Source organism: Parafrankia sp. FMc2 (genome assembly GCF_041008525.1).
In the GTDB taxonomy this organism is placed as follows: Bacteria; Actinomycetota; Actinomycetes; order Frankiales; family Frankiaceae; genus Parafrankia.
Window position 1 is genome coordinate 1 of sequence record NZ_JBFLUG010000071.1, and the last position, 26,509, is coordinate 26,509.

The following is a 26,509-nucleotide window of genomic DNA, read 5'->3' on the forward strand; positions in this document are numbered from 1 at the left end:
GTCACGCGGGCACGGGCACACGGGCCGATGCCCGTGCCTCCGCCCGCCATGCCCGTGCCCGTGCCCGGGCACTGGCTCGGGCACGGCGGGCGGAGGCACGAGGGTTGCCTCGAGAGCAAGGCTGACGGCTGCCCCCACGGGAGGCGGGACGGGCGCGGGCCGGCTGTCCGCGGACGTGCCGGACCGCGTCGCGCCGGCGGCACGGGTCGGCCCACGACTGGTCGAGCTGGACGGTCGGCCGGTGTCCGCGGCGGCCGACCCGCCGGTGCCACCGGCGTTCCCGGTGCCGTCGGCGGTGCCCGCACCCACGGTGGTCCCGGTACCGCCGGCGCCTTCTGCCACACCGGTTGTCCCGCTGCCGCGCCGCGGTACCAGCGGGACGACCGGCACGGCCTCGACGGGTTCGTCCGCCCCGACCGGTGTCGTCATCGGGGCCGGGCGCAGCCCCTCGGACGTCCGCTCCGTAGCGAAAGGGGAGAACGGCGAGCCCAGGCCGACCCCCACAGCCGTGGCGCTGACGACGACCGCGACGGTGGTGAGCACGACCCAGGAGCGGCCGGAGACGCCGGCGCGGGGCCGGCGGCCGCGGCGCTCCCGTTGCCAGGCCGCGAGAAACGCCTCGGGCGGGTCCTGCTGGGCATCAGTCACCAGTCTCACCTCGCGGCTCGGCAACGGGCGCTCGGACACGGTGCGGAGAGGGCGAAAAGCCCCTCATGCCCTGATTGTCCGTGACCGAACGCTACTGGGGCGGCACGCCATCCGAGAGATGTGTCGTTCGGTTTTCACAAAGAAGTAGTTCGGTGGACACCTCCCGTCATTGAGTCGCCTTCTTGGGTGTGCAGGACGATCGCCTGGCCGCGACCTCAGTGGCGGACGTGCGGAATGCGCGGAGCCGGTTCAGCGGAGCCGGTTCAGGAGACCTCGACGACGACCTTGACGGCGCCGGTGCTGCGGTCGTACGCCACCCGGAACGCCTCGGCGGCGTCCGCCAGTGGGAAACAGTGGGTGATGAGCGCGTCCGGGATTTCGGGGCGGGCGGCGAGCATCTGGGCGGCCTGGAGCATTTCCCGGCGGCCGGCGTGCCCGCAGTACCCCATGGAGACGACGAGGGTGACCTCCTTGCCGCGTAGCGCCGAATGGGGGAGGTCCATGCCGTCGAAGTACACGCCGAGCAGGGCGATCGTCCCGCCGGGCTTCAGCAGTTCGATGCTTCGCTGCAGGGCGCTGGGTGAGCCGGTGGCCTCGATCACCACGTCGTAGAGCGCGCCCTCCGTGGGTTCACCGACCCCGAGCCGCTCGCGGATCTCGTGCTGGTGCGGGTACCGGGACGCGAGTACGAGCTCGTCGGCACCCTGGGTCTGGGTGGCAGCCGCCGCGAGCTGACCGATCGACCCGCCGCCGACGACGGCGACGGTCCGGCCCGGCGCGGCTCCGCCGAGGCGGACCCCGTGCCAGGAGACCGCGGCGGGCTCGGCCAGCGAGGCGTTCGCGACGTCGAGCCCAGCCGGTACCTCGAGGACCTTGTGCGCGGGCGCCCGGAACTGCTCCACCATGCCCGACCGGCGGCGATACCGCCCCGCCCGTGCACCGGCTCCGAGACCACCGCGCACCCCGGGCAAGCGCCAGCCGCCCCGCGAACACGAGCCCGCACCCGCCGCCGATCACCAGACCTGTCAAGCCGATCGACAACGAGAGCCGCCAGGTGCGGCAGGAGACCCCCGGGGCCGGAGAGGCGCCCGGCACATGATCACAGATCATCGGTCCTGGTTAGAGCGCCGTCCAGTGGTCAGTCTGATCACAAGATCGGGGACGGATCCGATGCGTTGTGACTCTTGACACGTAGTGGATTCCGCAACTACTTTCGCGACACCTAGTCGTAAAAAGGAACGTGCGTTCGTAAATACGAATCATCGCCAGGTGGGACACGTCACGTGTCAGCGCCGGGCGCCGCCTCTGAGTGGCGTGATCGCAAGGAAGGATGCGCGTTGAAGGCATCGTTGAAGACCGCTGGCTTAGCGCTGGCGCTCACGGGCGCGCTGGCCCTCGCCGGCTGTGGGGCAGCTGACTCGGAGCCAGACGGCGGTACGGCGAGCGGGACGGCCGGAGTAGACATCGGGGACGGCAAGACGATCGAGCTCCCCCAGGGTGACCTGAAGATCGGGTTGTTCCTGCAGAGCGCGGCGACCGCCTTCAACCAGTCGCTGCTCAAGGGCGCCCAGGATGCCGCGGTGAAGTACGGCTACACGATCGAACCCATCGACGGACAGTTCGACCTCAACAAGCAGCTCAACCAGCTCCAGACGGCGGCGACGAACGGGACGTACGACGTCGCGGCGGTGGAGCCGCTCGTGGGTGCCTCGGAATGTGCCGCGATGACCAGGGTGCTCCCCGCCGCCGGGGTCCTGGTGCTGACCACGGGCACCCCGTGCGACACGAGCACGAAGCCCGCGGGCGACGAGCTCTGGGTGCCGGGAACGCTCGCGACGATCGCGGGTGACACGACCTACACCTACACCAAGGCCTTCCTGCAGAACGCGATCAGGGCGTTCCCGGGCGCACAGAAGGTTGCGCTCGTGACGGGACCGGAACTCGACCCGCTCGTGATCAACCAGAAGCAGGCCGTGGCGGAGCTTGCGGGGACGAACCCCGACTTCGACGTGAACTTTGTCTACACGGACTGGACCACGCCGAAGGCGCTGAGCGCGACGCGCGACTACCTGAGCGCCAACCCGGATGTCACCGCCGTCCTGTCATCGTTCTCCCCGGACGTCACGCGCTCGGTGGTGACCGCGATGGAGTCGGTGGACATGCTCGGCAAGGTTGGGCTTGCCGATCAGGGAGCGACCTCCTACAGCGTCGACCAGGTGAAGAACGGCAACATGACGTTCACGCTCCCGTACTTCCCCGATGAGTACGGCAGGCTTCTGGTCGAGACTGTGCACTCGGCGCAGATGGGTGAGGACACCCCGCGCTTCATCTCCAACATTCCGGATGAGTACGGAACCGTCGAGGATCCAGTGGTCATCACCAGGGACAACGCGGACGACTTCACGCCGCGCTACTGACGGCACCAGGGGGCCGGCGTGGAACCACCGCGCCGGCTCCCTCGGCGGTTCTTCGGGACGCAACCTCTCTGCAGATCAGGTTCCACTCACTTCATCAGGCGAGGAACGTTCACATGCGCACGGTCGACGTCGATATCGATGTGGCACCAGAGGTAGGGCAGCAGGCCGGGCTGACGACCGCTGCGACGATCTGCCTCCCTGATGAGGTTCCCGCGGACCCGGTGATCTGCTTCGCCTTCACCGGCGGGGGCTACAACCGGTCCTACTTCACGCGTGACCTCCTCGGCGATGGCACGCCCAGCCAGGCGGAGCTGCACACCTCGCGCGGCTGGATCTTCGTCGCCGTCGATCATCTCGGTTGCGGTGGGAGCACGCGCGTCAGGGACATGGCCGAGGTGACCTGGCAGCACCTCGTCGACGCGAACGAGTCCACAGTGCGCGGCGTGCTGAGACTGCTCTCCGCGCCGGGGGGCAGAGACGACCTCCCGACGGTGGAATCGGCGCGGGTCCTCGGTCTGGGTCAGTCGATGGGCGCAGCACTCCTCATTCTCCAGCAGGGGCAGAACCACACGTTCCAGGCGGTCGGTGTTCTCGGCTGGTCGGCACGCCACGCCGTCAGCTGGCTGCCACCAGGCGCCCCGCGGAGCACCCCGGTCTATTTCCCCCGGGGAACGGATGTCGGCGTCATGACCCGTGCGCTTCACACGACAGCGATGCCCGAGATGGCTCCTGACGAACACGGCCTCCCGGCAACTGCTTCAGGATTCCATTATGACGACGTGGCACGCGAGCTGGTGCTCGCCGACCTGGTCGACTATCCGCTGCGACGCGGGCGGCTTCCGTTCTGGGCAACCGATGTCATCCCGCCGTCGAGTATGACGATGATGTCGCCGGGTGCCGTCGCCGCGGAGGCGGCGATGATCCGTGCTCCGGTTTTCGTCGGAGTGGGGGAGCGGGACGTGGCTCCCCATCCCCGCTCGGAGCCTGCTGCGTATCTCCAGTCCAGTGACGTGACGGTCTACATGCAACCGTGCATGGGTCACATGCACAACTTTGCCAGCACTCGACTGACGTTCTGGAACCGCATCCATGCCTGGGCGGAGGGGGTTCTGCTCGAGCCCGCACCGATAACGGCGGGAATCGACATGGCTACCGCCGGTGCCAGCTGACGACGACGAGGGGCCCCGCGACATGCAACGCATCACCCCGGCACTCGGTGGCCGCAGGATCGGCGTGGTCCTGGTCCACGGCGCGTGCCATGGCTCGTGGTGCTGGGAGAATGTCGTCGACCCCGTGCGGTCGGCGGGTCTCGAGGTCCACGCTGTCGACCTGCCGTTGACATCGTTGTCGAACGACGCCGACGTGGTCCGCTCTGCCGTGAGGGCCATGAAGGAGTCGTGCGAGGCGGTCCTGGTCGTAGGGCACAGCTACGGCGGGGTCGTCATCACCGCAGGCGGTCATGAGGCGGACGCGCTCATGTACTGCGCGGCGTCGATGCCTGACGCGGGTCAGGCTGCGAGCGATGTCGTTCCCCAGCTCACGACGCCCGAACTGGAGTCATCCCTTGCGGTCCACGAGGACGGCGTGACCTTCGGGCTCGACCCGGTGCGGGCGGTTCCGGCCTTCTACGGCATGTGCACGGCCGCGCAGATCAAGGACGTTCTTGGCCGGTTGCGCCCGATGCACTTTGCCTGCATGAACGAGGCGATCGTCGAACCGGCCTGGCGGTCGGTGCCCTCCTCGTACGTCGTGTGCACCGAGGACCTCGCGATGGCGCCCGCCTACCAGGAGGGGCGTGCGAACTTTCTCGGTGACGCCGTGCGGCTCCGGTGTGACCACTCGTTGTTCTATTCGGCGCCGGACCAGCTTGTCGCACGCCTGGTTGAGGTCGCGTCGGCTGGCCGCCGATGCGGGCACGGTGAGAGCGCAGGCCACGACACCCGTCTCCTGAGGCCTGGCACTGCCGACCTCCACCGGAGCTCAGGAGGTCGTCTGCCGCGGCATGTTCGCGGGCGCCCGCAGCGAGCGAACGGGCTCCGCCACGCGAGCTCCGGGTGAATCGCCCGCAATCCTCAAGGGCCGCGAGTGGCTGCCTGCCAACTCCAGGAAATGGTGATGTGTTGTGACTGACGCAGTCGTCGTATCGAAACTCGTGAAGACCTTCGGTCGCTCTCAGGCGCTTCGCGGGGTTGACCTGCGCATCCAGGCCGGTACCGTGCACGCCCTGGTCGGAGAGAACGGTGCCGGCAAGTCGACGGCCCTGGGTGTCATCGCCGGACGCATCGCGAAGAGCTCCGGTGACGTGCGCGTCTTCGGTCACGAGCTACGTGGCGGACACCCGCGGTTCGCCAGGGCTGCCGGGGTGTTCGCGATCTACCAGGAGTTGACGATCATCCCCGCCCTCACGGTCGAGGCCAATCTCTTCCTCGGTCATCCCCTCGCGCGGTTCGGACTGCTCTCCGAACGTGAGATGCGGGCGCGCTACCTCGAACTCTGCGGCCGCGTCGGTGTTGCCGCCCACCCTCCCCACACCCTGGCGCGGTCGTTGTCCGTCGGCGAACAGCAGATGATCGAGATCCTGCGCGCGCTCGTCACGGAAGCCAGGATCATCCTGTTCGACGAGCCGACGGCATCGCTTGCCAGCTCCGAACGGGAGGCGCTCTTCAGCACCATCCGCAGGTTGCGCGCCGACGGTGTCACGGTTGTGCTGGTGAGCCACAACCTGGACGAGGTGCTTGCGATCTCGGATCACATCACCGTGTTCAGGGACGGGGCCGTCGTCGCTGACGGGCCTCGCGTCGAGTTCACGAAGGCGTCGATCATCGATGCCATGCTCGGCAAGCACGTCGATCCGCGCCTGGCCGCGGAGTTCTCCCACGAGGCAACGGGTGTTCCGAAGGAGGCCACGCCCCGGCGTTCACATCGCCGTGGCGGCCAGCGGCCGACTCTCGCGGTCTCCGGGCTGACCGTGCCAGGCGTCGTGTCGGGCATCGAGTTCGAGGTCCTGCCCGGCGAGATCCTGGGCCTGGGCGGGCTGGTGGGTTCCGGGAGATCGACGGTCCTCCGAGCGCTGGCTGGCGTCGAACCACGTGCCCGGGGCCGCATGTGGATCGACGGTGAGGAGGTCCCGTGGCCTCACACGGTGCGCAGGGCGCTTCGTCACGGCATCGCGCTGCTGCCCGAGGATCGTAAGACCCAGGGCCTCGTGCTCGCGATGCCCGCGATGGACAACATCGCGCTGAGCAACTTTCGCGGGGCCAGACGGTGGGGCGTGGTCTCGCCTCGATCTGTTGAGGCGGCCACCCGCGGGCACGGGCAGGCGTTCGGTCTTTCGTCGACCCGCCTACGTGATCCGGCAACCCACCTTTCGGGTGGGAACCAGCAGAAGCTGTTGCTCGCCCGTTGGCGATACGTGCAGCCGAGGCTGCTGCTCGCAGACGAGCCGACTCGCGGGATCGACGTCGGCGCCAGGTCCGAGATTCTCCGGTCCCTGGAGGAGATGGCCGCAGGTGGCCTCTCGGTCGTGATGGTGTCCTCCGAGCTCGAGGAGATCGCGGCTTCCGCCGACCGCGTCGTCGTTCTCAGCGAGGGGGCGCAGGTCGGGGTCCTCGACGCCGCGACGGCTCCGATCTCGCCGCAGGGAATCCTCACCCTTGCCTTCGGTTCCGACAATCCCAACGACCAGCCGGCCCAGGCGCAACGGTATGAGTCGCAGCTCGAGGAGAAGGTTTCGTGACCAACATAGTGACCAATGAGGTTGTCGACGGCAGGGCATCCTCCCCGCCGCCCTCCTCGCCGACGACAACCACCCTCGAAAGCCGCATCAGAACGAGCCTGTCACGGATCTTCGGACTGCGGTACGGCATGGTGTGGGTTCTGCTGCTGACCTTCGTGTTCGCCCGGGTCATCTACACGCAGTTCCTCGATCCGCAGAACCTGAACAACATGGTGGCCCAGGTGACGCCGACCGCCATTGTCGCGGTTGGAATGACCTTCGCGATCATCTGCGGCGGCTTCGACCTCTCGGCCGCCGCGGTGTTCGCCGGCGCGTCGGTCGTCTACGCGAGCCTGTCCAACTCCATGCCCCTGTGGCTCGCGTTCCTGTGCACGATCCTCATCGGTATCATCAACGGCCTGGCGGTGACCGTCCTCAAGGTCAACTCCTTCATCGCGACACTCGCGACCGCGTCGCTCTTCTCGGGAGCCACCTACTGGTACTCCGACTCGCAGCCCGTGGTCTCCACCAAGGCGGGCTTCGAAACGCTTGGCACCGGGAAGTGGGGCGGCATATGGGTCGCAACATGGGTGCTGGTGGTGGTGATCGGCGTGTTCGGATTCATCCTTGCCCGCACCGTCTACGGCCGCTCCATCTACTCGGTCGGAGGCAACCTCGAAGCCTCCCGGCTCGCGGGTATGCGGGTGAACGTCGTCCGAACAAGCACCTTCGCCATCGTTTCGATGTGTGCCGCGCTGGGCGGGATGATCGTCGCGTCGCAGACGAGCGTCGGCCAGGCGAACGCCAGGCGAACATAGGTCCCACGGTGACCCTGGATGCCATCGCGATCGTCATCATCGGGGGAACGGCGCTGATGGGCGGCGAGGGCGCCATCTGGCGAACCGTGGTGGGGATCCTGCTCTGGGGAACGATCAACAACGTCTTCTCCGCGCTGGCGCTCGACACCTCGAAGCAGCTCCTCATCCAGGGGGCGATTCTGTTGATCGCGGTCTCGCTCGACTCCCTGGCGCGCAGCCGACGCTGAGCCGACACCGGTCGGCCCCTGTGGACGGGCCGTCGAAACCCCATCGAGCATGACACGATCGGCGGCAGGACGTCGCCTTCATCAGCGCCAGCCGAGCTTCGAGGAAATGAGCCAAGGTGTCACTCACCATCCGCGCTCTGTGCGTTGGTCGCGCGTACGGGCTTCCCAAGCCGTCGTTCACCTACATGTGCAACTGGGGCGCCAAGCAGGATCTCCCCCTCATCATGTTCGTGATCGAGGGGGGTGACTTCCCGGTCGTGGTGGACACCGGGGCAGATCCGTCGAGGGCCGAAGAACATCACAATCTGGTGCTTGAGCAGACGCCCGACGAGCGCCCCGACACCAGCCTGCGCAACATCGGTATCGACCCCCATGACGTGCGGCTGGTCGTCAACACACATCTGCACTGGGACCACAGTTCGAACAACCACCTGTTCCCAAACGCTGAAGTCGTTGTTCAGCAGCGGGAACTCGATTTCGCGAAGAATCCCGTGACCTGGCACCGGCGGCAGTTCGAGGCGTTGCCGGGTGTCGAGGCAGCATGGCGCAGAGCCGAGCACCAGATCAGCCCCGTCCATGGCGACGTCACGGTCGCGCCGGGCGTGTCGACAGTGAGTCTGCCCGGTCACACTCCCGGTTCCCAGGGTGTCCTGGTCGAAGCCGAATCGCAGACCTATCTGATCGGGGGCGACACGGTCTACCTGTACGAGAACTGGGACGGCGACGCTGAGGGGCGGCCGATTCCCGTCGGTCTCTACACGGACCTCGTTGCCTACGAGGCCAGCATCGAGAGGATCCAGGGACTGGGCTGTGAGGTCATCCCCAGTCACGACTTCCGCGTTCTCGAGCGCGGCCGATTCAGGTAGTACTCCGCCAGAAGCTGGTGCGCTCCAGCGGTCGCGGGAGGGGCCCGGCCGGGCCGCCGACGCCGCGGCGACGAGTGCGGGGTCAGGCGGCCCGAGCCGCGCCGCGGCGCCTGGTGAGCGTCACATACCCATGCCGCCGCCCATCCCGCCGGCCATGGCGGCGGCGTCCGCTGCCGCCTCCGCTGCGGCCGTGGCCGGGGAGTTCGCCACGACGACCTCGACGGTCAGGAAGAGCCCGGTGATCGACGCGGCGTTCTGCAGCGCCGAGCGGGTGACCTTCACCGGGTCGATGATCCCGGCGGCGATCATGTCGACGTACTCGCCGGTGGCCGCGTTCAGGCCGTGGCCGGTCGGCAGGCCCCGCACCTTCTCGACCACCACCCCGCCTTCCAGACCGCTGTTGTAGGCGATCTGCTGCAGCGGCGCGGCGAGCGCCTGCTCGACGATCCGTGCCCCGGTCGCCTCGTCGCCGGTCAGGCCCAGGTTCTCGAACGCACGGGTGGACGCCTGCAGCAGGGCGACACCACCGCCGGCGACGATGCCCTCCTCGACGGCTGCCTTCGCGTTCGAGACGGCGTCCTCGATGCGGTGCTTCTTCTCCTTGAGCTCGACCTCGGTGGCCGCGCCGACCTTGATGACCGCGACGCCGCCGGCGAGCTTCGCCAGCCGCTCCTGCAGCTTCTCGCGGTCGAAGTCCGTGTCGGCGGTCGGGATCTCGGCCCGGAGCTGGTTGACGCGCCCGGTGATCTGGTCCGGGTCGCCGGCGCCCTCGACGATCGTGGTCTCGTCGGCCGTGATGACCACCCTGCGAGCCCGGCCCAGCAGCTCGACCGTGGTGCCTTCCAGGGTGAGGCCGACGTCCTCGGAGATCAGCTGGCCGCCGGTGAGCACGGCGACGTCGGTGAGCACGGCCTTGCGGCGGTCACCGAAACCGGGGGCCTTCACCGCGGCGCTCCGGAAGGTGCCGCGGATCTTGTTCACGACCAGGGTCGCCAGGGCCTCGCCCTCGATGTCATCCGCGATGATCACCAGTGGCCGCCCGGTCTGGGCCACCTTCTCCATCAGCGGGACGAGGTCCTTGACCGATGAGATCCGGCCGGTGGTGATCAGGAGGTACGGGTCCTCGAGGACGGTCTCCTGGCGGTCGGCGTCGGTGACGAAGTACGGCGAGATGTAGCCCTTGTCGAAGCGCATGCCCTCGGTGAGCTCGAGCTCCAGGCCGAAGGTGTTGCTGTCCTCGACGGTGATGACGCCTTCCCGGCCGACCTTGTCCAGGGCCTCGGCGATCATGTCGCCGATGGCCGGGTCGCCGGCGGAGATGGACGCCGTGGCGGCGATCTGCTCCTTCGTCTCCACCTCCCGGGCAGCGGCGACGAGCTCCGCGCAGACGCGCTCGACGGCGGCCTCGATGCCCTTCTTCAGGTCGAGGGGGTTCGCGCCGGCGGCGACGTTGCGCAGGCCCTCGCGCACCAGCGCCTGGGCCAGGATCGTCGCGGTGGTGGTGCCGTCACCCGCGACGTCGTTGGTCTTCTTCGCCACTTCCTTGACGAGTTCCGCGCCGATCTTCTCGTACGGGTTCTCGAGCTCGACCTCGCGCGCGATGCTCACGCCGTCATTGGTGATCGTGGGCAGCCCGAACCTGTTCTCGAGGACGACGTTGCGGCCCTTGGGGCCCAGCGTGACCCTGACCGCGTCGGCCAGCTGGTTCATGCCGCGCTCCAGGCCGCGCCGTGCCTCCTCGTCGAACGCGATGATCTTAGACATGCGTGGTGAGTCCTCCTGGGGGGCAGGCCTGCGCGGAGGAATGCCGGTCGCTGGCGGGTGCCTGACGACGCCAGACGCCGGGCCAGGTGGGCCCCGGCGCCGTCACACCAGAGGTTGGCACTCGACCTAGCTGAGTGCCAGCAACTTTATAGGGACCGGCCGTGCCGACAGCGACACCGCGACCACCCAAGGTCTACCCCCGGTACCGATGTCGGGGGGTGGTCGTCTTCCCGGCAGGAGCTCGTCCCGCGGGGTGTCAACCGACGTCGCGAACGGTGATCAGCCGGTCGCCGGCGTGGATCGGGGTCGCGGCCGGGTCGTCGAACCGCAGCAGACGGCCGTCCCGGATGACGGCGAGCACCGGATCCGAGCATTCCCGGGGGCCGCGCCCGACCTCGTCCGCGGCCGCGGGGCGCTCCGCCAGCCGCAGCCCCGCGTCGGAGGTCAGCAGGTCCTCGAACACGTCGACGACCTGCGGGCTGCGGGTCGCGAGCCCCAGCATCCGCCCGGCGGCGTCCGAACTGGTCACGACCTGGTCCGCCCCGCCGCGGCGCAGCAGAGGGATGTTCTCCGCCTCGCGGACAGCCGCCGAGATCACCGCGTTCGGAGCCAGCTCCCGCGCCGTCAGGGTGATCAGGACGTTCGCCTCGTCGGAGTTCGTGGCGATGATCACAGCGTGGGCGCGGTCCGCCAGCGCCTCGCGCAGCACGGCGGAATGGGTGCCCGACCCGACGACGGTCGTGTACCCGTCGCGCCCCGCGTCGGTGAGGGCCCGGCGGTCGGGGTCGACGACGACGATCTGTTCCGCGGGCACGCCGTCCTCGCGCAGCGCCCGGACCGCGCTGCGGCCCTTCACGCCATAGCCGACCACCACCACGTGCTGGTCCACTCGTCTCCTCCACCGTTCGACCCGGAACGCCTCCCGGGAACGCTCGGTCAGCACCTCCAGGGTCGTGCCGACCAGCACTATCAGAAAGATCACCCGGGCCGGGGTGACCACCAGGACGTTGACCAGGCGTGCGCTCGGTGTGAGCGGAGCGATGTCGCCGTAGCCGGTCGTCGACAGGCTGACCGTCGCATAGTAGGCGGCGTCCAGCAGGCTCAGCGGGTTCCCCTGGTTGTCGGCGTAGCCGTCCCGCCCCAGGTAGACCACGAGCACGGTCCCCACGAGAATCAGCAGGGCCGCCGCCAGCCGCCGCAGGATCGCCCGCGCCGGCCCACCGCCGTGCGGCCGCGGTACCGAGACGCCCGCGTGCGTCCGCTCGCCATCCCGCATCCTCGCCACGCCCGCCAGTCTCCCGCGCGTCCCGCGCATCCCGGCCGACAGCCCCCGGCCGGGATGCGCGGAGGCGTGTCTGCCGAGAATTCAGTAGCCGCGGGCGCTGGGGCGGCCCTGGGCACCGTCGACGGCGAGGTCGGTGCCGTTCACCCGGCTGGCCCGATCGGAGAGCAGGAAGGTCACCACATCCGAGATCTCCTCGACGGTTCCCAGCCGGCCCGCCGGGAGATCCCGCCGGACGAAGGCGTCGAAGTCCTCCGGGTGCTGTTGGGCGACTGGGACGTGACTGTCCTTTTGGGCTAGCCGAAAGGTGGTGTTTTGTCGGCCTGTCGCGGCGTGTTCACCGATCGTGGTGTCGGCTGGGCGCTCGGCCCGACCGTGATGGGAAGGAGCGCTATGCCCCGCTCGCCTCTGGGCCGTGTGGCCAGCGCCGGGTTCGTCGCGGCGTCCATGATTGTTCCGCTGGGTGTCGCGGTGCCCGCGGTCAGTGCCGCCGCGGCTCCCGCGGCCACATCGGCTGCCGTCGTCCGGTTACCGGCGGACGCCACGCCCGCGTCGCCGTCCGTGCCACCCGCGCCGTCCACACAAGGACGGCCGGCCCCGTCGGCCGTGCCGAACCCGGCCGTGCCGAACCCGGCCGTGCCGAACCCGGCCGTGCCGAACCCGGCCGTGCCGAACCCGGCCGTGCCGAACCCGGCCGTGACCGCGATCCCGACCACCGCGCAGTCGACGCCGTTCCTGAGCGACACGGATCTGCGCAGGCACGGGTACGTCGAGGAGGAGTTCTCGTTCAGGGGCAAGGCCAACATCTACACGATCCCCACGTTGGCGGACGCGACGGTCGCGACGCCGGACATCCCCTACACTTCGCGGCTGATCGTGCGGCGTCCGGTGGACCCGCGGCGCTTCAACGGCGTGGTGGTGGTCGAGTGGCTGAACGTCTCGGCCGGCTACGACATCGAGGCCGCCTGGCTCCCGCACCGGGAGCACTTTCTGCGCGAGGGCTACGCCTGGGTCGGCGTCTCGGCGCAGACCGGCGGCGTGAACCATCTCAAGGCCTGGAACCCGGACCGCTACGGCAGCCTGGACACCACCGCCGGCGGCACCGTCACACCCCCGGACTCGCTGTCCTACGACATCTTCTCCCAGGCGGTGCAGGCGCTGCGCAGCCCGAAGCAGGTCCGGCCGCTCGGCGCGCTGACGGCCCGGCACGTGATGGCGGTCGGCGCCTCCCAGTCCGCCGGGCGGCTCGCCGTCTACCACAACGCGATCCACCCGCTCCACACGGTGATCGACTCGCTGCTGCTCACGGTCGGCGGCGGTGCGCTGCGCACGGATGTCGACCTGAAGGTCCTGCAGGTGCTGAGTGAGACCGACGTCCGCACGCCGTCCACCACACCGGACTCGGTGACCTTCCGCCGCTGGGAGGTCGCCGGGACCTCCCACTTCGACGAGAACATCCAGTCGGCCCTGGACCGCCTGCTGGAGCGGGACTATCCCGAGGGGGTGACGGCACCCGACTGCACCAGCCCCCCGTTCAGCCGGGTGCCGCTGCACCACGTGACCAATACGGCGATCGACCACCTCGCACGGTGGGCCCGCTTCGGGGCCGCCCCGCCCTCCGCGCCCGGCCTGACGTTCACCACCGGCCCGGACGGCCGGCAGGTGCTCGCCCGGGACGGGCGCGGGATCGCCCTCGGCGGTATCCGGCTGGCCGCGGTGGACGTGCCGACCGCGGTGAACACCGGCGTCAACGGCGGAGAGAGCTTCTGCATCCTGTACGGCACCCACGTGCCCTTCGACGAGGCGACCCTCAACCAGCTGTACCGGTCGCACGCCGACTACGTCGGCAAGGTCACCGCGGCGGCGGCGCGCAACGTCGCCCGGGGATACGTCGTCCAGGCGGACGCCGCCGCGACGATCGTGGAGGCCCGCCGCAGCGACATTCCCTGACCCGGTAGTCGCGCTGCCCGTACCCGTACCCGCGGGCAGCGGGGGCGGGCAGCGCGACGTCAGTCAGGCCGCACGGCGTCCAGCCGGGCCACCTCGGAGTCGGTGAACAGGCGGGACCGGGTAAGGAAGCGGTAGCCCTCGGGCGCCTCCAGGCTGAAACCGGCGCCGCGCCCCGGGACGAGGTCGATCGTCAGGTGGGTGTGGGACCAGTACTCGAACTGGGCCGCTCCGATGTACACGGGCACACCGCCGCCTGGGATGCTGTCGCCCGCGTCACCGGCGGCACCGTCACCGGCGGCACCGTCACCGGCGGCACCGTCACCGGTGGCACTGTCCCCTGCCGGCCCCGCGCTGTCCTGCGCGCCGTCCGTGCCGAGGACCCCGAGCAGGACGTCGCGGTCGCCGACGAGGAACTCGCCGCGCGGGTAGCACATCGGGGACGACCCGTCGCAGCATCCACCGGACTGGTGGATCATCAGCGGGCCGTGCTCCGCGGCGAGTCGCCGCAGCATGGCGAGCGCCGCGGGGGTGGCATCCACCCGCCGCGCCGCCATCCTTCGGACGTCGGTCATGATCGCCTCCCCGGGACGAGTCGGACGAGTCCTCCGGTGTTCGCCATGGTCTGTCTCCTAGAAGAAGCCCATCGCCTTGGGGGAGTAGCTGACGAGCAGGTTCTTCGTCTGCTGGTAGTGGTCGAGCATCATCCGGTGGTTCTCCCGGCCGATGCCGGACTGCTTGTAACCACCGAAGGCCGCGTGCGCAGGGTAAAGGTGGTAGCAGTTCGTCCAGACGCGTCCCGCGCGGATGTCGCGGCCGGCACGGTAGGCGGTGGTGCCGTCTCGGGTCCACACGCCGGCGCCGAGCCCGTACAGGGTGTCGTTCGCCTGGGCGATCGCGTCGGAGTAGCCGTCGAAGGAGGTCACCGACACCACCGGGCCGAAGATCTCCTCCTGGAAGATCCGCATCCGGTTGTCGCCCTGGAAGATCGTCGGCTGGACATAGTAGCCGCCCGCCAGATCGCCGCCGAGCTCGGCGCGTTCGCCGCCGAGGACGAGGCGGGCGCCTTCTTTCCGACCGATGTCGATGTAGGAGAGGATCTTCTCCAGCTGGTCGGCACTGGCCTGCGCACCGACCATGGTCTCGGTGTCGAGCGGGTTGCCCTGTCGGACCGCCTTCGTGCGGATCGCCGCCGCGTCGAGGAAGTCGTCGAAGATCTCGCGGTCGATCAGGGCACGCGACGGGCAGGTGCAGACCTCGCCCTGGTTGAGGGCGAACATAGTGAAGCCCTCCAGACACTTGTCCTGGAAGTCGTCGTGCTCGGCGAGGACGTCCCGGAAGAAGATGTTCGGGCTCTTGCCGCCGAGTTCGAGGGTGACCGGGATCAGGTTCTGGCTCGCGTACTGCATGATCAGACGTCCGGTGGTCGTCTCGCCGGTGAAGGCTATCTTCGCGATGCGCGGCGAGGACGCGAGCGGCTTGCCCGCCTCGACGCCGAAGCCCTGCACGACGTTGAGGACGCCGGGTGGCAGCAGGTCGCCGATCAGGTCCCACAGCAGGTTGATCGACGCCGGGGTCTGCTCGGCCGGCTTGAGCACGACGGCGTTGCCGGCCGCGAGGGCGGGCGCGAGCTTCCAGGTCGCCATGAGCAGCGGGAAGTTCCAGGGGATGATCTGCCCGACAACGCCCAGTGGCTCGGCGAAGTGGTAGGCGACGGTGTCCGCGTCGATCTCGGAGAGCGAGCCCTCCTGCGCCCGGATGACGCCCGCGAAGTACCGGAAGTGGTCGATGGCCAGCGGAATGTCGGCGGCGAGCGTCTCGCGGACGGGCTTGCCGTTGTCCCAGGTCTCGCCGACGGCGAGCAGTTCGAGGTTCGCCTCCATCCGGTCCGCGATCTTGTTGAGGATGTCGGCGCGGGTGGCGACCGAGGTCCGTCCCCAGGCCGGCGCGGCGGCGTGGGCGGCGTCAAGGGCCTTCTCGACGTCCTCCGCGGTGGAGCGGGCGATCTCGGTGAAGGGCTGGCCGGTGACCGGGCTGGTGTTCTCGAAGTACTGACCCTTCGCCGGCGCCACGTACTCGCCGCCGATGATGTTGTCGTAGCGCGAGGCGAAACGGGTGGGGGATTCCGGCTGTCCGGGGCGGGCGTAGACGGTCATGTCGCGGAACTCCTTCGGGAATCTGCTGGTTCCGGTCGATCCGGCCGAGGTGGTTGGCGCGGAGGTTAGGCCCGCGCGCGTTGCGGAAACGTTGCAGCGGCACCGAGGCGGTCGGCGCCGGCCTGGGCGATCGTGATGTCCTGTTCGACGGTGCCGCCGCTCACCCCGATCGCACCGAGCAGATCGCCGTCCGGGGTGAACAGCGGGATGCCGCCGCCGAAGACGACCAGGCCGCCGTTGGTCCCCTCGATGCCGTACAGCGGGCCCCCGACCGCGGCGGCCTTGCCCAGCTCGTCGGTGGTCATGCGCAGCAGTACCGCGGTGCGGGCCTTGCGGATGGCGATGTCGACGCTGGCGAGGATCGCGCCGTCCTGGCGGGCGAACGCCATCAGGTGGCCGCCGTCGTCGGCCACGGCGACGTTGATCGGCACGCCGACCGCGTCCGCCCTGACCAGTGCGGTGTCGATCAGGACGCGGGCCTGGTCGAGAGCGAGACGTCCGGGCATGGCGTGATCTCCTTCCGTGGGTGCGGACCGGGCAACGGCCTGAGCGGGAGCCCGACGACGAGGCGGGCCGCGTTGTGCCCGAGGACGCGGCCGGCTGACGCCGGGCCGGTCAGCGCCGGTGCGGCCGGCGGCAGTTTCGCGTGGTGTACGCAGATGGTTCCGTGGGCGTCCACGCCGACGCCGACGTCGAGAGCGGAGGCCCGGGCGGCGGCGTAGGCCAGCGTCGCCGCCTCGCCGCCGTGATCGTCGCCACGGCCGTGGTCGTCATGATGACCGAGGCCACTGTGATCGCTGTGGGCCGGTTCGGTCCGGAAGGGCACGCCCTCCTCCTCCATTCCGGCGTGGATCTCCCGGATCAGCCGCGGATCCGGCTGGTCGAGGTGGTGGCGGACGACGATCGCGGGTCGGCCGCGTGGCTCGCGGTCCGCACGCCGGTCGTGTACGCGCCGGTCGCCGACCCCAGCCGGGGACGGGGGCGAAGGCGCGGACAGGGCCGTGGACGAGAGCGAGAGGGTCTCCGGGTGGGTGGCCATCGGTCACACCTCCGCGGCCGGTGCGGGATCGCGCGTGACGTGTGCCGTCGCCGCGTGTCGGGCTACCAGTCCGGTGGCGACCGCGTTGCGCGGGCCTTCGCGACCACGGACGTTGCCCGTCCCGCAGACGATCCCGAACTCCGCGACCGCCTCGGAGATCATGTCCGGGATCTCGAAGTCGAGCGCGGATCCGCCGAGGACCACGACGAACCCGAGCTGGCGCAGGTTGCCGCCGGGGGACACCATCTCCAGCGCGCGGCGCGCGTTGACCACGAACACCCGGTGCTTGGCGGTCCGGCGCGCCTGGCGGATCCGTTCGAGGGTGTGGCGGGTGGGGATCGGCTGCACACCGGTGTCGGTGAGCACGACGACCCGGGCGAACGCGTCGACGGGCAGCGGGTCGGCGAGGAAGCGGACCGTGCCGTCCTCCATCCGGAGGTGGAAGAAGCTTTCGGCCTTCGCCAGCGGGTACTTCTTGATCTCCTCCGCGAGGTCGACGTTGCGCAGCCCCAGCTCGGCGTCGATCAGCCGGGTGACCAGGTCGCCGGCACCGGCCAGATGGACGGAACGCACCTCGCCGCCGGGTCCGGCGACAGCCGCGTCGGTGGATCCGCCGCCGAGATCGAGGACCGCGATCGGGCGGTCGGTACCGGGGGTGGTGAGGGCGCCGAGCACCGCCATGTCGGCTTCGACACCACCGATCAGCACGTCGAGGCCGAGGGTCTCCCGGAGCCGGGCGGCGAGGAGTTCCATCGGTCCTCGGCTGGTGCGCACCATCGCGGCGAGCGCGACCGCGTTCGCCAGCGCGGACTCGCCCGCCAGCGCGCCGGTCACCGGCTGCGGGGCGACGGTGTCCACGGCCAGAACGTCCTGGATGCGCACCGCGTCAGCGGGGGTCGCGGTGAGGTCGGACATGGTGTCGTGGACCCGGGCCAGCATCCCGCCGACGTGGGTGCCGGCCTCGCCGGTGGCGTCGACCAGCGGCTGGACCCGGCGCAGCGCGGCCATGATCTCCTCGGCGCCGGCGCTGATCTCGACCGTCCGCCGGGCTGTCGCGCCGATCAGGGTGAGGCGGCCGGCGGGGATCGTGCGGTCGGTGATGTCCCCGCTGGGGGTGCGGATCACCACGGCGGACCGGTTGCCCACCAGTGCCCGCGCGACGGGTGCGACCATCCGGGTCTGGTCCGGGTCGAGCCCGAACACGGTCGCGATCCCGTAGGAGTTCGACAGGGTTCGGATGGTGTGCCCGGGCTGGGCTACCTCGACGGCGGCGAGCATCCCGAGCGGGATCCGGTCGATCAGGCCGACCTCGTCGACGACCGGGATCGGGGCGTGCAGCCGGTTGGCGATCAGGTTCGCGTCGTCGGCGCACACCACGGCCCCGGTGACCTGGATCCCGGCCGCGACCGCGCTGTTGATGCCCACCGCCGCGTCGTCGAAGTCGACGCCGGCGCCGACCACGCAGATGACCGGCTCGGCAGGGTCGCGGCCGGCCAGGTCCGCGAGGGCGACGGTGACACCGACGCCCAGTCCGCCGCCGCCCGGCGTCCGCGGGTTGTGCCCGATCATCGTCGACTCGGTGATGATCGTCTCGGTGATGGTGTCCATCGCCAGCCCGCTGATGACCGGAGTCGCCTCGTTGACCAGCAGCGTGGCGAGCGCCGCCGGGTCGCGCCCGGCGGCGGCCAGGGCCCGGCGGACGACGTCGACGACCCCGGACACGTTCTCCGTCGTGCCCTTCACCCCGGACGTCGCGCCGAGCGCCCCGGCGAGCCAGGAGATCTCCCGCCCGTCTGCGTCGATCTCGGCGACGCAGGCCTCGGTCGTCGAGTTGCCGATGTCGACGCCCACGACCAGGGTCACGGTGCCGTCACCGTCACGACGCTGCCGCCAGACGGATCAGGGCGGTCAGCTCCTCCGGGGCGGCGCCGGGGTGGACGAGGCCGGTCTCCTTGATGTGCAGCAGCGCGGCCTTCGCCTGCCAGCGCGGGCGGGCCATGTAGTCGTTGCGGGACGGAACCGGCTCCGGGGACTCGCCCTTGGCATACCGGGCGGCGTTGCGGCCGATGCTGCGGAAGACCTCCAGGTCCATCAGCGGCGCCTGCGGGAACAGCTCCAGGCTGGACAGCTTCGGCAGATCCTTCTGGTGGATCATCGTGGTGCCCCGGGACAGGACGCCGACGCCGATCCCCGAGCCGGACAGCCGGGCCGCGCCGTGGCCGATGACCGCGAGGTCGGAGCTGCCGGGGAACCGGACCACCCGGGCGTGCACGCCCTGCTCCTCGATGCCGGCGAGCAGCTGCCGCAGCACCTCCGCGTGCGGCACGTCGACGATCGTCTTCGTGAACAGGTCGCCGAAGCCCGGCGAGAGGCCGATGACCACCTCGTCCGGACGGCGCCCTGCCGCGGCCGGGCCCCGGCTCGTCAGTTCCAGCGTGCGCCTGTCGGTACGGCGTCCGATCGCCGTCGTGTCTGCCATCAGCCGACTTCCTCCTCCGGGTTCTGCGCGCTGACCACGTGCCGCAACCGCTTCATCTCCTCCCACCGGGCCCCGGTGGGGCGGTAGCCGGTGCCGGGCCCCGCGTAGTCGTTGGCGTCGTTGACCGCCGAGAGGGTCTCCAGCTCGGGGGTGAGGATCGCCGCGGTGTGCAGGAGGTCGCCGGAGACCCGGTGCCGCAGCACCCCGAGGAACGACTCGGCCATGTCGGGGAAGCCGGCGGCGTCCAGACCCCGGACGATGTCGAGCCCGGTGATGCCGCGGTCCATGACCGACTGCGCGCCCTTGAGGTCCTCCAGGACGTCCCGCAGCGGCAGTTCCTTGCTGCCGTGCGCGTAGGTCACCGCGTCGATCTCCCGGTCGGTGATCGGTGGCAGGTCGAGGTGGGCGAACACACCCTGCAGGGCTCGGGCGGCCCGGTTGCGGGCGGCGAGGATCTCCGCCTCCCCGACGTGCCGCAGTGCGCCGTCGACCTGGAGGTCGCGCTGGATGACGTTCCAGTCGTCATAGTCCTCGGAGTCGAGGTTCGAGCCGGCGAACATGTTGTCGTAGTTCGGCACCGCGGAGTAACCCGAGCAGATGAAGTCGGTGCCGGGCAGCAGCTGCGGGAGCAACCGGGCGGTGCGCCGCATGTCGGAGTGGGAGAACGACTGGTCGTTGCCGGAGGCGCACTCCAGGCCCACCGTGCTGGCGATCAGGTTCTCCGCCAGCACCGCGCGGATGCCCGCCGGCACGGCGCCGGGTACGCCGATGCAGCTGATCGAACCGTTCTGCAGGCCTTGCACACCGGCGCCTCTGGTCACCAGGATGCAGCGGATCTCCAGGTACAGCATGGACCGGCCCTCGGCGTTGCCCATCTGCACCTCGGAGCCGGTTCCCGAGGTGAACCGCATCTTGATGCCGCGGGACGCGTACGCCGAGGCGAGGAAGGTCTTCGACCACGGGGTGTCGTCCCCGTCGCAGAACACCGACTCGGTGCCGTACACGGAGATCGTCTCCGCGTAGGCGGTGATGCCGCGCATGCCGAGTTCGAGTTCGGTGGCCTCCTCCAGCGCGCACTGGGTGAGTGCCCCCGGCACCGCCGCCTGCGCCCCGACCTGCAACGCGATCGCCACCAGCGGGGCGTACCGCACCACCCCGAGGGTGGTCTCCAGCTCGCGGAATCCGCGCAGCGCGCCCTCGGCGGCGTCCGCCGCGACCTGGACGGGGTTGTCCCGGGCGCTGGTCGAGTGTGCCTGGTTCGCCGGGGTGCGCCGGGCCCGCATCTTCTGCAGGGCCATCATCATCTCGACCACGTTCATGGTCTTGACGACCTCGAGCAGCGCCGCGGGGGTCAGTCCCCGGGAGATGTCCAGCACCTCGCGCCGGGACACCTTCGGATCCACCAGCAGGTGCGCGATCTCGACCGGGTCGAGTGCCATCGCCTTCTCGGTGGCCGTCACGTCGATGGCGTGGTCGGCGATGAACTGGTCGAGAAAGTCGAAGTCCGCGCGTTCCCGCCCGTCCATCTCCACGATGACCCCGCCCTCGACCCGGACACTCGGGGCCGGGTCGTACGGGCTGTCCATGGCCACCATGCCGACCTCGGGCCACTCCTCCACGAAACCGTCGAGGTTGACCGGCCGGTTCTCCAGAACCTCGGTCCTGCGCGACCGTCGCGGCGGCGGTGGCGCGCTGTGGTCAGCCCGGCTCGTGGTGTCCGTCGTGCTCATCTGCGACTCACCCCTCTTGTAGGAACCCGGATCGGCTGGCGTGCGTGGCGCCGTCAGCTCGCGAGAATGCCGCGCCGCTCGTAGACGTCGGCGGCCTCGCGGACGAGCTCGGCGCACAGCGTCGCGCCGTGATCCCGTTGGAGCCGGTCCGCGATGTCGGTCAGCTGCTCCCGGGTCGCTGCCCGCGGCCGCAGGGTGTTGTAGATCGTCAGGACGTCGTCGTCCGACAGCGAGGTGAGCTCGGCGGCCCGGCGGAAGTTCTGGGCCAGCTGCGGCAGGCCCACCTTCTCGGCGATCTGGGCCTGCAACCGCAGCGTCGCCGGCGTGATGCGGATGTCCTCCGGGCCGATCTCACCGGCCAGCAGCGCGGACATGGTGATCTCGTCGATGCGCCTGCCGGTCGGCGTCCGGAGCAGGTCCGGACGGTTGGCCGCCAGCGGGTAGTCCCGCCGCGGGTCCAGTTCGACGTCGACCTGCATGTCGATGTCGGCTTCCATGTCTATGGACGTCATGAGTTCGCTCCTGCCCTCGTCACCGTGCCGCGGTGCGCCGTCCCCGTGCCGTGCCTGGCGTGCCGGTGGCCGCGCCCACGGTTCGAGACAGTAAGCAGCGTCACGTTGCTGCGGCGTTGCACCTGCCGACGTCCGGGCTGCAACGCGCCTGGAACCCCACTGCCCGCACAGTGCTCCGCATTCCGGAACCCAGCGTGTGGAGGCGAAACGTGACCGAGTCCGCGCCCTTACGTGACCGACGACGCCTGGAGCGCATCCGGGGCGGCTACGGCGACGTGCTCGCCGAGTTCTTCGGCTCCTTCCTGCTCATCGCCTTCGGAGCGGGCTGTGTCGCGATGCTGGTGGCCGGCCTGCCCGGCTCGGGACGCACCGCCGGCCCGACCGTGATCTTCCAGGCGGCAGGCGACTGGCTGCTCCCCGTCTGGGGCTGGGCGTTCGCGGTCGCGTTCGCGGTGTACCTGACCGGTGGGATCAGCGGGGCCCATCTCAACCCGGCTGTCACCCTCGCTCTGGCGGTGCGTCGGCGCTTCCCGTGGCGCAGAGTGCCGGGCTACTGGGCGGCGCAGGTCGTGGGTGCCTTCGCCGGCGCCGCCTTGGTGTACGCCGTCTACAGCCCGGCGATCTCCGCCTTCGAGACCGCGGCGGACACCCCGCGCGACGGCGGCGCAGCCGTCGCCTCCTTCTCCATCTTCGCGACCTTCCCGGCGGGCTACTTCGACAGCTGGACCGGGCCCCTGCTCGACCAGGTGGTCGGGACCGCGCTGTTCGTGGCGGTGGTGTTCGGTCTCATCGACAGCCGCAACAGGTCGGTGTCGGCGAAGGCCGTGCCGCTCCTGCTCGGTTTCGCCGTCGCCGCCATCGGGATGTCCTTCGGCGCGAACGCCGGTTACGCGATCAACCCGGCGCGTGACTTCGGACCGCGGCTGTTCACCTTCCTCGCCGGCTGGGGCGAGGTGGCTCTGCCCGGCACGGTCAGTGGCGGCGGTCTGGACTTCCAGAACTACATGTGGGTGCCCATCGTCGGGCCGCTCGTCGGTGCCGTGGTCGGCGCGATGGTCTACGACTTCTTCATCGGCGACGTGCTCCACGCCCGCCAGCAGCCGCCGCCCGCCACCGCCGGAACGACGGCCACCAGCCCGCAGGCCTCCGTACCGGCTTCGGTCCCGGCACTGGCGGCGGAACCAGCGGGCGCGGCGGCGATGTCCGACGGCGTCAGTCCTCGTCGGCGAGAAGCCAGGCGAGCCGGGCCGCTGCGAGGCCGTGCCGCGGGTCGTGAGCGGGAAGTGTCCGGGTGAGACGTTCGAACACCTCGATGTCACCGCTGCCCGGCTCGCTTCGCGTGAAGGTCCACAGCGCGTCGACGTCATGGTGGCCGAGGACCGCCGACCGCAGGGCGGCGACCATCTGGTCGCGTTCCGCGCGGATCGCCGGAGCGTCCGAGTGGGGGAGCAGGGACGTGCGGCAGGCCGCCACCGCCGTCCGCACGTCGCCGACGTCCAGCGCGGCGCGCATGGTCAGGAAGTCCGCCTCGACCCTGGCCCGTAACCGGTACGGCTGGGTTGACATGATCGACTCGCCGAGCATGGCGCGCAGCCGGTGGATCGAGGCGCGCACCGTCGTGGGGTTGCCCTGGTCGCCGTAGAGCATGGTGGCGAGCTGCTCGCCGGTCAGCCCGCCCGGATGCAGGGCGAGCAGGGCGAGCAGCTCGGCTCGCCGCAGGGTCAGCGGCACCTCCCGGCCGTCGAGCACCGCCGCCGGCCGCTCGTTCAGGAACGACAGCGACAGGGTGGGGCTGCGCGGGGCCGTCCGCGCCGGGTGCGCGAGCCGGACCAGGTACCCGTCGGGCAGCGGTTCGACCCGCGCCTCGCGGCCGTCGTCGAGCAGGACCCGGTCGACGCCGGGCTCGACGGGGATCCGCCGCGGCCACCCGCCGTGCGGCTCGGCGGCGATCACCCGTCGGGACAGTGTGACCAGCGCGCCCGGCTCGCCGCGCAGGCCGGCGAGATGGGCCAGGTTGCGGGCTCTGATCCGCTCGTCCCGCAGCTCCATCTGGTGCCGCAGGTGGCTCTCGGCGAGTTTCGCGGCGGCGTTGACCAGCGAGACGCAGGCGGGGTGCAGCTCGTCCAGCAGGCCGCTGACATCGATCGTGCCGAGCACGTGCCCGGTGTCCGGGTCGTGGATGGGCGCCGCGGCGCAGGTCCAGCTGTGGTAGATGCGCACCAGATGCTCGGCCGAGTAGATCTGCACCGGAGCGTTGATGGCCAGCGCGGTGCCCATCGCGTTGGTGCCGATGGTGTCCTCGGCCCAGCGGGCGCCCTCGCACAGCCCGACCGGGTCGGCCCGCCGGCACAGGTCACCGGCCCCCTCGCGCCAGAGGATGGTGCCTTCGGCATCGGTGACGATCATGACGTGCCGGGAGGCGTCGGCGATGCTGACGAGCAGGTCGCGCAGCAGTGGCAGCACCGCGCGCAGCGGGTGGGCGGACCGGACGTCCACGATCTCGTCCGGCCGGTAGACGATGATCGGGCTGTAGCTGTCCGGGTTGACCTGGGCGGCGAGCGAGCGGCGCCAGGATTCGGAGATGACCGATCGCGGCGCGGTGGATAACCTGGCGTCGCCCAGCACGGCCTCGTGTAACCGCCGCAGCGCGAAGGACTGCGCCCGCGGGTCGTCCACCGGTGTGCTGCCGGCCCCGGAGACCGTCGCGTTCCCCGCGGTCGTGGGGGTTTCCAGGGCTCTCGGGGTCTTCGCGGTCGGGCCATCAGTGATGCGTGACTTCATGATGAACGCTCCGCGGCGGTCTTGACAGAGGCGACTCGTCGGCGCAGCCGTCACTGCGGGGTGGGCAGAGTCACAGCATGAACGGCCAGACGGGAGGTCGGCAAGCGCGCGCCGCAGCGTGGCTGACCGGTCGCCCGCCACCGTGGGGGTGCCGTCCGTTGCAACGAGGATGCAACATCGCGCCGACTACGCTGCGGCAGCAGGCGGCACGGAGGGGACGGGACGGTCGATGGGCGCATACCGGGACGTGTACGACGCATGGCGGAAGGATCCGTCCGACTTCTGGCTGTCCGCCGCGGCGGCGGTGACCTGGTCCCGCCCGCCGCGTGTGGGTCTGGACGACAACCGTCCGCCAGCCGCCCGCTGGTTTCCCGACGGCCGGCTGAACACCTGTCACAACGTCCTCGACCGGCATGTGGACGCCGGGCACGGGGAGCGGACCGCGCTGATCTACGACTCGCCGGTGACCGGCGCCGCCGGGCGCTACACCTACGCCGAGCTGCGTGACGAGGTGGCGCGGTTCGCCGGCGTCCTGCGCGGGCTGGGCGTGGGGCCCGGTGACCGGGTGATGATCTACATGTCGATGGTTCCGCAGGCCGTGATCGCGATGCTGGCCTGCGCCCGCCTCGGCGCCGTGCACACCGTGGTCTTCGGCGGGTTCGGCGCGAAGGAGCTGGCCGCCCGGATCTCCGACGCCGCCCCACGGGTGCTGGTCTGCACCTCCTGCGGTGTCGAGCCGAACCGGATCGTCGAGTACAAGCCGATCGTCGACGAGGCGATCGAGCTCGCCGCCGGCCCGCCGGACCATGTGGTGGTCCTGCAGCGCCCCCAGACCGAGGCGGCGCTCGGCGCCCGCGACCGCGACTGGGACGAGCTGATGGCGTCAGCCGGGCCGGTGGACTGCGTCGACGTCGCCGCGACGGACCCGCTGTACGTGCTGCACACCTCCGGCACGACCGGGCGGCCCAAGGGGGTCGTGCGCGACAACGGCGGGCACGCCGTGGCGCTGGCCTGGTCGATGACCAACATCTACGACATCGGCCCGGGCGACGTGTGGTGGGCGGCGTCCGACATCGGATGGGTCGTCGGCCACTCCTACATCGTGTACGGCCCGCTGCTCGTGGGTGCGACGACCGTGCTCTACGAGGGCAAGCCGGTCGGGACCCCGGACGCCGGCGCCTTCTGGCGGGTGATCTCGCAGTACGGCGTCCGGGGGCTGTTCACCGCGCCGACCGCCATCCGGGCGATCCGCCGGGCCGATCCGGACGGGAACGAAGCCGCCTGCCAGGACCTGGTTGCGCTGCGGGCCCTGTTCCTGGCCGGCGAGCGGCTGGACCCCAGCACCTACCAGTGGGCGACCGACACCCTGCGTGTGCCGGTCATCGACAACTGGTGGCAGACCGAGACGGGCTGGCCGGTGGCGGCGAACCCACGCGGCCTGCAACCGATGCCGGTCCGGCCGGGCTCGCCGACCGTCGCGGTCGTCGGCTACGACATCCGGATCCTCGACCTGGACGGCCGCGAGGTGCCGCCCGGCACCGAGGGGCTGATCTGCATCCGGCTGCCCATGCCGCCCGGTACGCTGGTCACCCTGTGGGGGAACGACGACCGTTACGTCGAGTCCTACCTGTCCCGCTTCCCGGGCTTCTACCTGACCGGCGACAGCGGGTACCTCGACGAGGACGGCTACCTGTTCGTGATGGGGCGCACCGACGACGTCATCAACGTCGCCGGGCACCGGCTGTCGACCGGCGCGATGGAGGCGGTGCTGGCGGCGCACCCCGCGGTGGCGGAGTGCGCCGTGATCGGTGTGCGAGACGACCTGAAGGGTCAGGTGCCCTGCGGTCTGGTGGTGCTGAAGGCAGGGGTGGACACCGACCCGGAGACGCTGCGAGTGGAACTGGTCGCGGCGGTCCGCCGGGATATCGGCGCGGTGGCGGCGTTCCGCGAGGTCGCCGTCGTGGACGGCCTGCCGAAGACCCGGTCGGGGAAGATCCTGCGGGCCTCGATGCGCGCGATCGCCGAGGGCCGCAACGAACCGGTGCCGCCCACCATCGACGACCCCGCGGCGCTGGACGCGCTGCGCCCGGTGCTGCGCCGGGCGTGACGCAGGCGCCGTGCCGCGTGC

At 70.4% G+C, this 26,509-nt stretch carries 23 protein-coding genes and 1 pseudogene; 10 read left to right on the plus strand and 14 right to left on the minus strand.

From position 1 onward, the window contains the following. A pseudogene (locus tag AB1460_RS22310) lies at nt 1-648 on the minus strand (hypothetical protein); the annotation flags it as partial. Nucleotides 649-911: 263 nt separating this feature from the next. Then, on the minus strand, nt 912-1,553 hold the full coding sequence (locus tag AB1460_RS22315) for a zinc-dependent alcohol dehydrogenase (protein ID WP_368963845.1): 642 nt from the start codon (nt 1,551-1,553) through the stop codon (nt 912-914). 432 nt (nt 1,554-1,985) lie between these two features. Between AB1460_RS22315 and AB1460_RS22320 the strand changes: the two genes are divergently transcribed. The 7 genes from AB1460_RS22320 to AB1460_RS22350 all read left to right on the plus strand — a co-directional run bounded on the left by AB1460_RS22320 (nt 1,986) and on the right by AB1460_RS22350 (nt 8,691). Continuing rightward, nucleotides 1,986-3,065 (plus strand): sugar ABC transporter substrate-binding protein, encoded by a 1,080-nt coding sequence (locus AB1460_RS22320; RefSeq protein ID WP_368963846.1) that lies wholly within the window; start codon nt 1,986-1,988, stop codon nt 3,063-3,065. A 113-nt stretch (nt 3,066-3,178) separates the two neighbouring features. Then, a complete protein-coding gene (locus AB1460_RS22325) occupies nt 3,179-4,234 on the plus strand; it encodes a hypothetical protein (protein ID WP_368963848.1) in 1,056 nt (351 codons plus the stop codon). Further along, nucleotides 4,224-5,123, plus strand: a complete 900-nt coding sequence (locus AB1460_RS22330) for an alpha/beta fold hydrolase (protein ID WP_368963849.1) — start codon at nt 4,224-4,226, stop codon at nt 5,121-5,123. Before AB1460_RS22325 ends, AB1460_RS22330 begins: the two co-directional genes overlap by 11 nt. Before the next feature lie 64 nt (nt 5,124-5,187). Further along, nucleotides 5,188-6,801, plus strand: a complete 1,614-nt coding sequence (locus AB1460_RS22335; RefSeq protein WP_368963851.1) for a sugar ABC transporter ATP-binding protein — start codon at nt 5,188-5,190, stop codon at nt 6,799-6,801. Then, nucleotides 6,798-7,598 carry an ABC transporter permease gene (locus tag AB1460_RS22340; protein ID WP_368963852.1) on the plus strand — a complete coding sequence of 267 codons (801 nt, stop codon included), beginning with the start codon at nt 6,798-6,800 and terminating at the stop codon, nt 7,596-7,598. Before AB1460_RS22335 ends, AB1460_RS22340 begins: the two co-directional genes overlap by 4 nt. 8 nt (nt 7,599-7,606) lie before the next feature. Continuing rightward, nucleotides 7,607-7,825: a hypothetical protein gene (locus AB1460_RS22345; protein WP_368963854.1), complete on the plus strand. Its 219-nt coding sequence runs from the start codon at nt 7,607-7,609 to the stop codon at nt 7,823-7,825. A 116-nt stretch (nt 7,826-7,941) separates the two neighbouring features. Further along, nucleotides 7,942-8,691: an N-acyl homoserine lactonase family protein gene (locus tag AB1460_RS22350; RefSeq protein ID WP_368963855.1), complete on the plus strand. Its 750-nt coding sequence runs from the start codon at nt 7,942-7,944 to the stop codon at nt 8,689-8,691. Nucleotides 8,692-8,811: 120 nt separating this feature from the next. Here AB1460_RS22350 and groL read toward each other — a convergent pair whose 3' ends face one another. The 3 genes from groL to AB1460_RS22365 all read right to left on the minus strand — a co-directional run bounded on the left by groL (nt 8,812) and on the right by AB1460_RS22365 (nt 12,082). Then, entirely contained in the window at nt 8,812-10,455 is a 1,644-nt protein-coding gene (groL, locus tag AB1460_RS22355; protein ID WP_368963856.1) for a chaperonin GroEL, read from the minus strand. 256 nt (nt 10,456-10,711) lie between these two features. Then, the gene (locus AB1460_RS22360; protein ID WP_368963888.1) at nt 10,712-11,731 is read right to left on the minus strand and encodes a potassium channel family protein; all 1,020 of its coding nucleotides are present in this window, start codon (nt 11,729-11,731) and stop codon (nt 10,712-10,714) included. Between the two features lie 90 nt (nt 11,732-11,821). After that, nucleotides 11,822-12,082 (minus strand): SDR family oxidoreductase, encoded by a 261-nt coding sequence (locus AB1460_RS22365; protein WP_368963889.1) that lies wholly within the window; start codon nt 12,080-12,082, stop codon nt 11,822-11,824. 48 nt (nt 12,083-12,130) lie between these two features. Here AB1460_RS22365 and AB1460_RS22370 point away from each other — a divergent pair, with 48 nt between their 5' ends. Then, the gene (locus tag AB1460_RS22370; RefSeq protein WP_368963858.1) at nt 12,131-13,687 is read left to right on the plus strand and encodes an alpha/beta hydrolase domain-containing protein; all 1,557 of its coding nucleotides are present in this window, start codon (nt 12,131-12,133) and stop codon (nt 13,685-13,687) included. 59 nt (nt 13,688-13,746) lie between these two features. Here AB1460_RS22370 and AB1460_RS22375 read toward each other — a convergent pair whose 3' ends face one another. From AB1460_RS22375 to AB1460_RS22410, 8 genes are all read right to left on the minus strand, one after another. Further along, nucleotides 13,747-14,259: a DUF779 domain-containing protein gene (locus AB1460_RS22375; protein WP_368963859.1), complete on the minus strand. Its 513-nt coding sequence runs from the start codon at nt 14,257-14,259 to the stop codon at nt 13,747-13,749. A 57-nt stretch (nt 14,260-14,316) separates the two neighbouring features. Then, nucleotides 14,317-15,840 (minus strand): aldehyde dehydrogenase, encoded by a 1,524-nt coding sequence (gene adh, locus AB1460_RS22380; protein WP_368963860.1) that lies wholly within the window; start codon nt 15,838-15,840, stop codon nt 14,317-14,319. A 65-nt stretch (nt 15,841-15,905) separates the two neighbouring features. Next, nucleotides 15,906-16,346: a GlcG/HbpS family heme-binding protein gene (locus AB1460_RS22385; protein WP_368963862.1), complete on the minus strand. Its 441-nt coding sequence runs from the start codon at nt 16,344-16,346 to the stop codon at nt 15,906-15,908. Next, the gene (locus AB1460_RS22390; protein WP_368963863.1) at nt 16,307-16,879 is read right to left on the minus strand and encodes a glycerol dehydratase reactivase beta/small subunit family protein; all 573 of its coding nucleotides are present in this window, start codon (nt 16,877-16,879) and stop codon (nt 16,307-16,309) included. Before AB1460_RS22390 ends, AB1460_RS22385 begins: the two co-directional genes overlap by 40 nt. 3 nt (nt 16,880-16,882) lie before the next feature. Next, entirely contained in the window at nt 16,883-18,742 is a 1,860-nt protein-coding gene (locus tag AB1460_RS22395; protein ID WP_368963864.1) for a diol dehydratase reactivase subunit alpha, read from the minus strand. A gap of 13 nt (nt 18,743-18,755) precedes the next feature. Continuing rightward, nucleotides 18,756-19,358 carry a propanediol/glycerol family dehydratase medium subunit gene (locus AB1460_RS22400; RefSeq protein ID WP_368963865.1) on the minus strand — a complete coding sequence of 201 codons (603 nt, stop codon included), beginning with the start codon at nt 19,356-19,358 and terminating at the stop codon, nt 18,756-18,758. Beyond that, a complete protein-coding gene (locus AB1460_RS22405) occupies nt 19,358-21,088 on the minus strand; it encodes a propanediol/glycerol family dehydratase large subunit (protein WP_368963866.1) in 1,731 nt (576 codons plus the stop codon). Before AB1460_RS22405 ends, AB1460_RS22400 begins: the two co-directional genes overlap by 1 nt. 53 nt (nt 21,089-21,141) lie before the next feature. After that, entirely contained in the window at nt 21,142-21,600 is a 459-nt protein-coding gene (locus AB1460_RS22410; RefSeq protein WP_368963867.1) for a diol dehydratase small subunit, read from the minus strand. A 209-nt stretch (nt 21,601-21,809) separates the two neighbouring features. Between AB1460_RS22410 and AB1460_RS22415 the strand changes: the two genes are divergently transcribed. After that, on the plus strand, nt 21,810-22,895 hold the full coding sequence (locus tag AB1460_RS22415; protein WP_368963868.1) for an MIP/aquaporin family protein: 1,086 nt from the start codon (nt 21,810-21,812) through the stop codon (nt 22,893-22,895). Here the strand turns inward: AB1460_RS22415 and AB1460_RS22420 are convergent. Next, nucleotides 22,813-24,381: a GAF domain-containing protein gene (locus AB1460_RS22420; protein WP_368963869.1), complete on the minus strand. Its 1,569-nt coding sequence runs from the start codon at nt 24,379-24,381 to the stop codon at nt 22,813-22,815. The two genes, AB1460_RS22415 and AB1460_RS22420, sit on opposite strands and share 83 nt — an antisense overlap. A 229-nt stretch (nt 24,382-24,610) precedes the next feature. On the opposite strand from AB1460_RS22420, the gene AB1460_RS22425 reads away from it, so the two are divergent. After that, complete coding sequence (locus AB1460_RS22425) at nt 24,611-26,488, plus strand: propionyl-CoA synthetase (RefSeq protein ID WP_368963870.1); 1,878 nt, start codon at nt 24,611-24,613, stop codon at nt 26,486-26,488. Nucleotides 26,489-26,509: the final 21 nt, after the last annotated feature.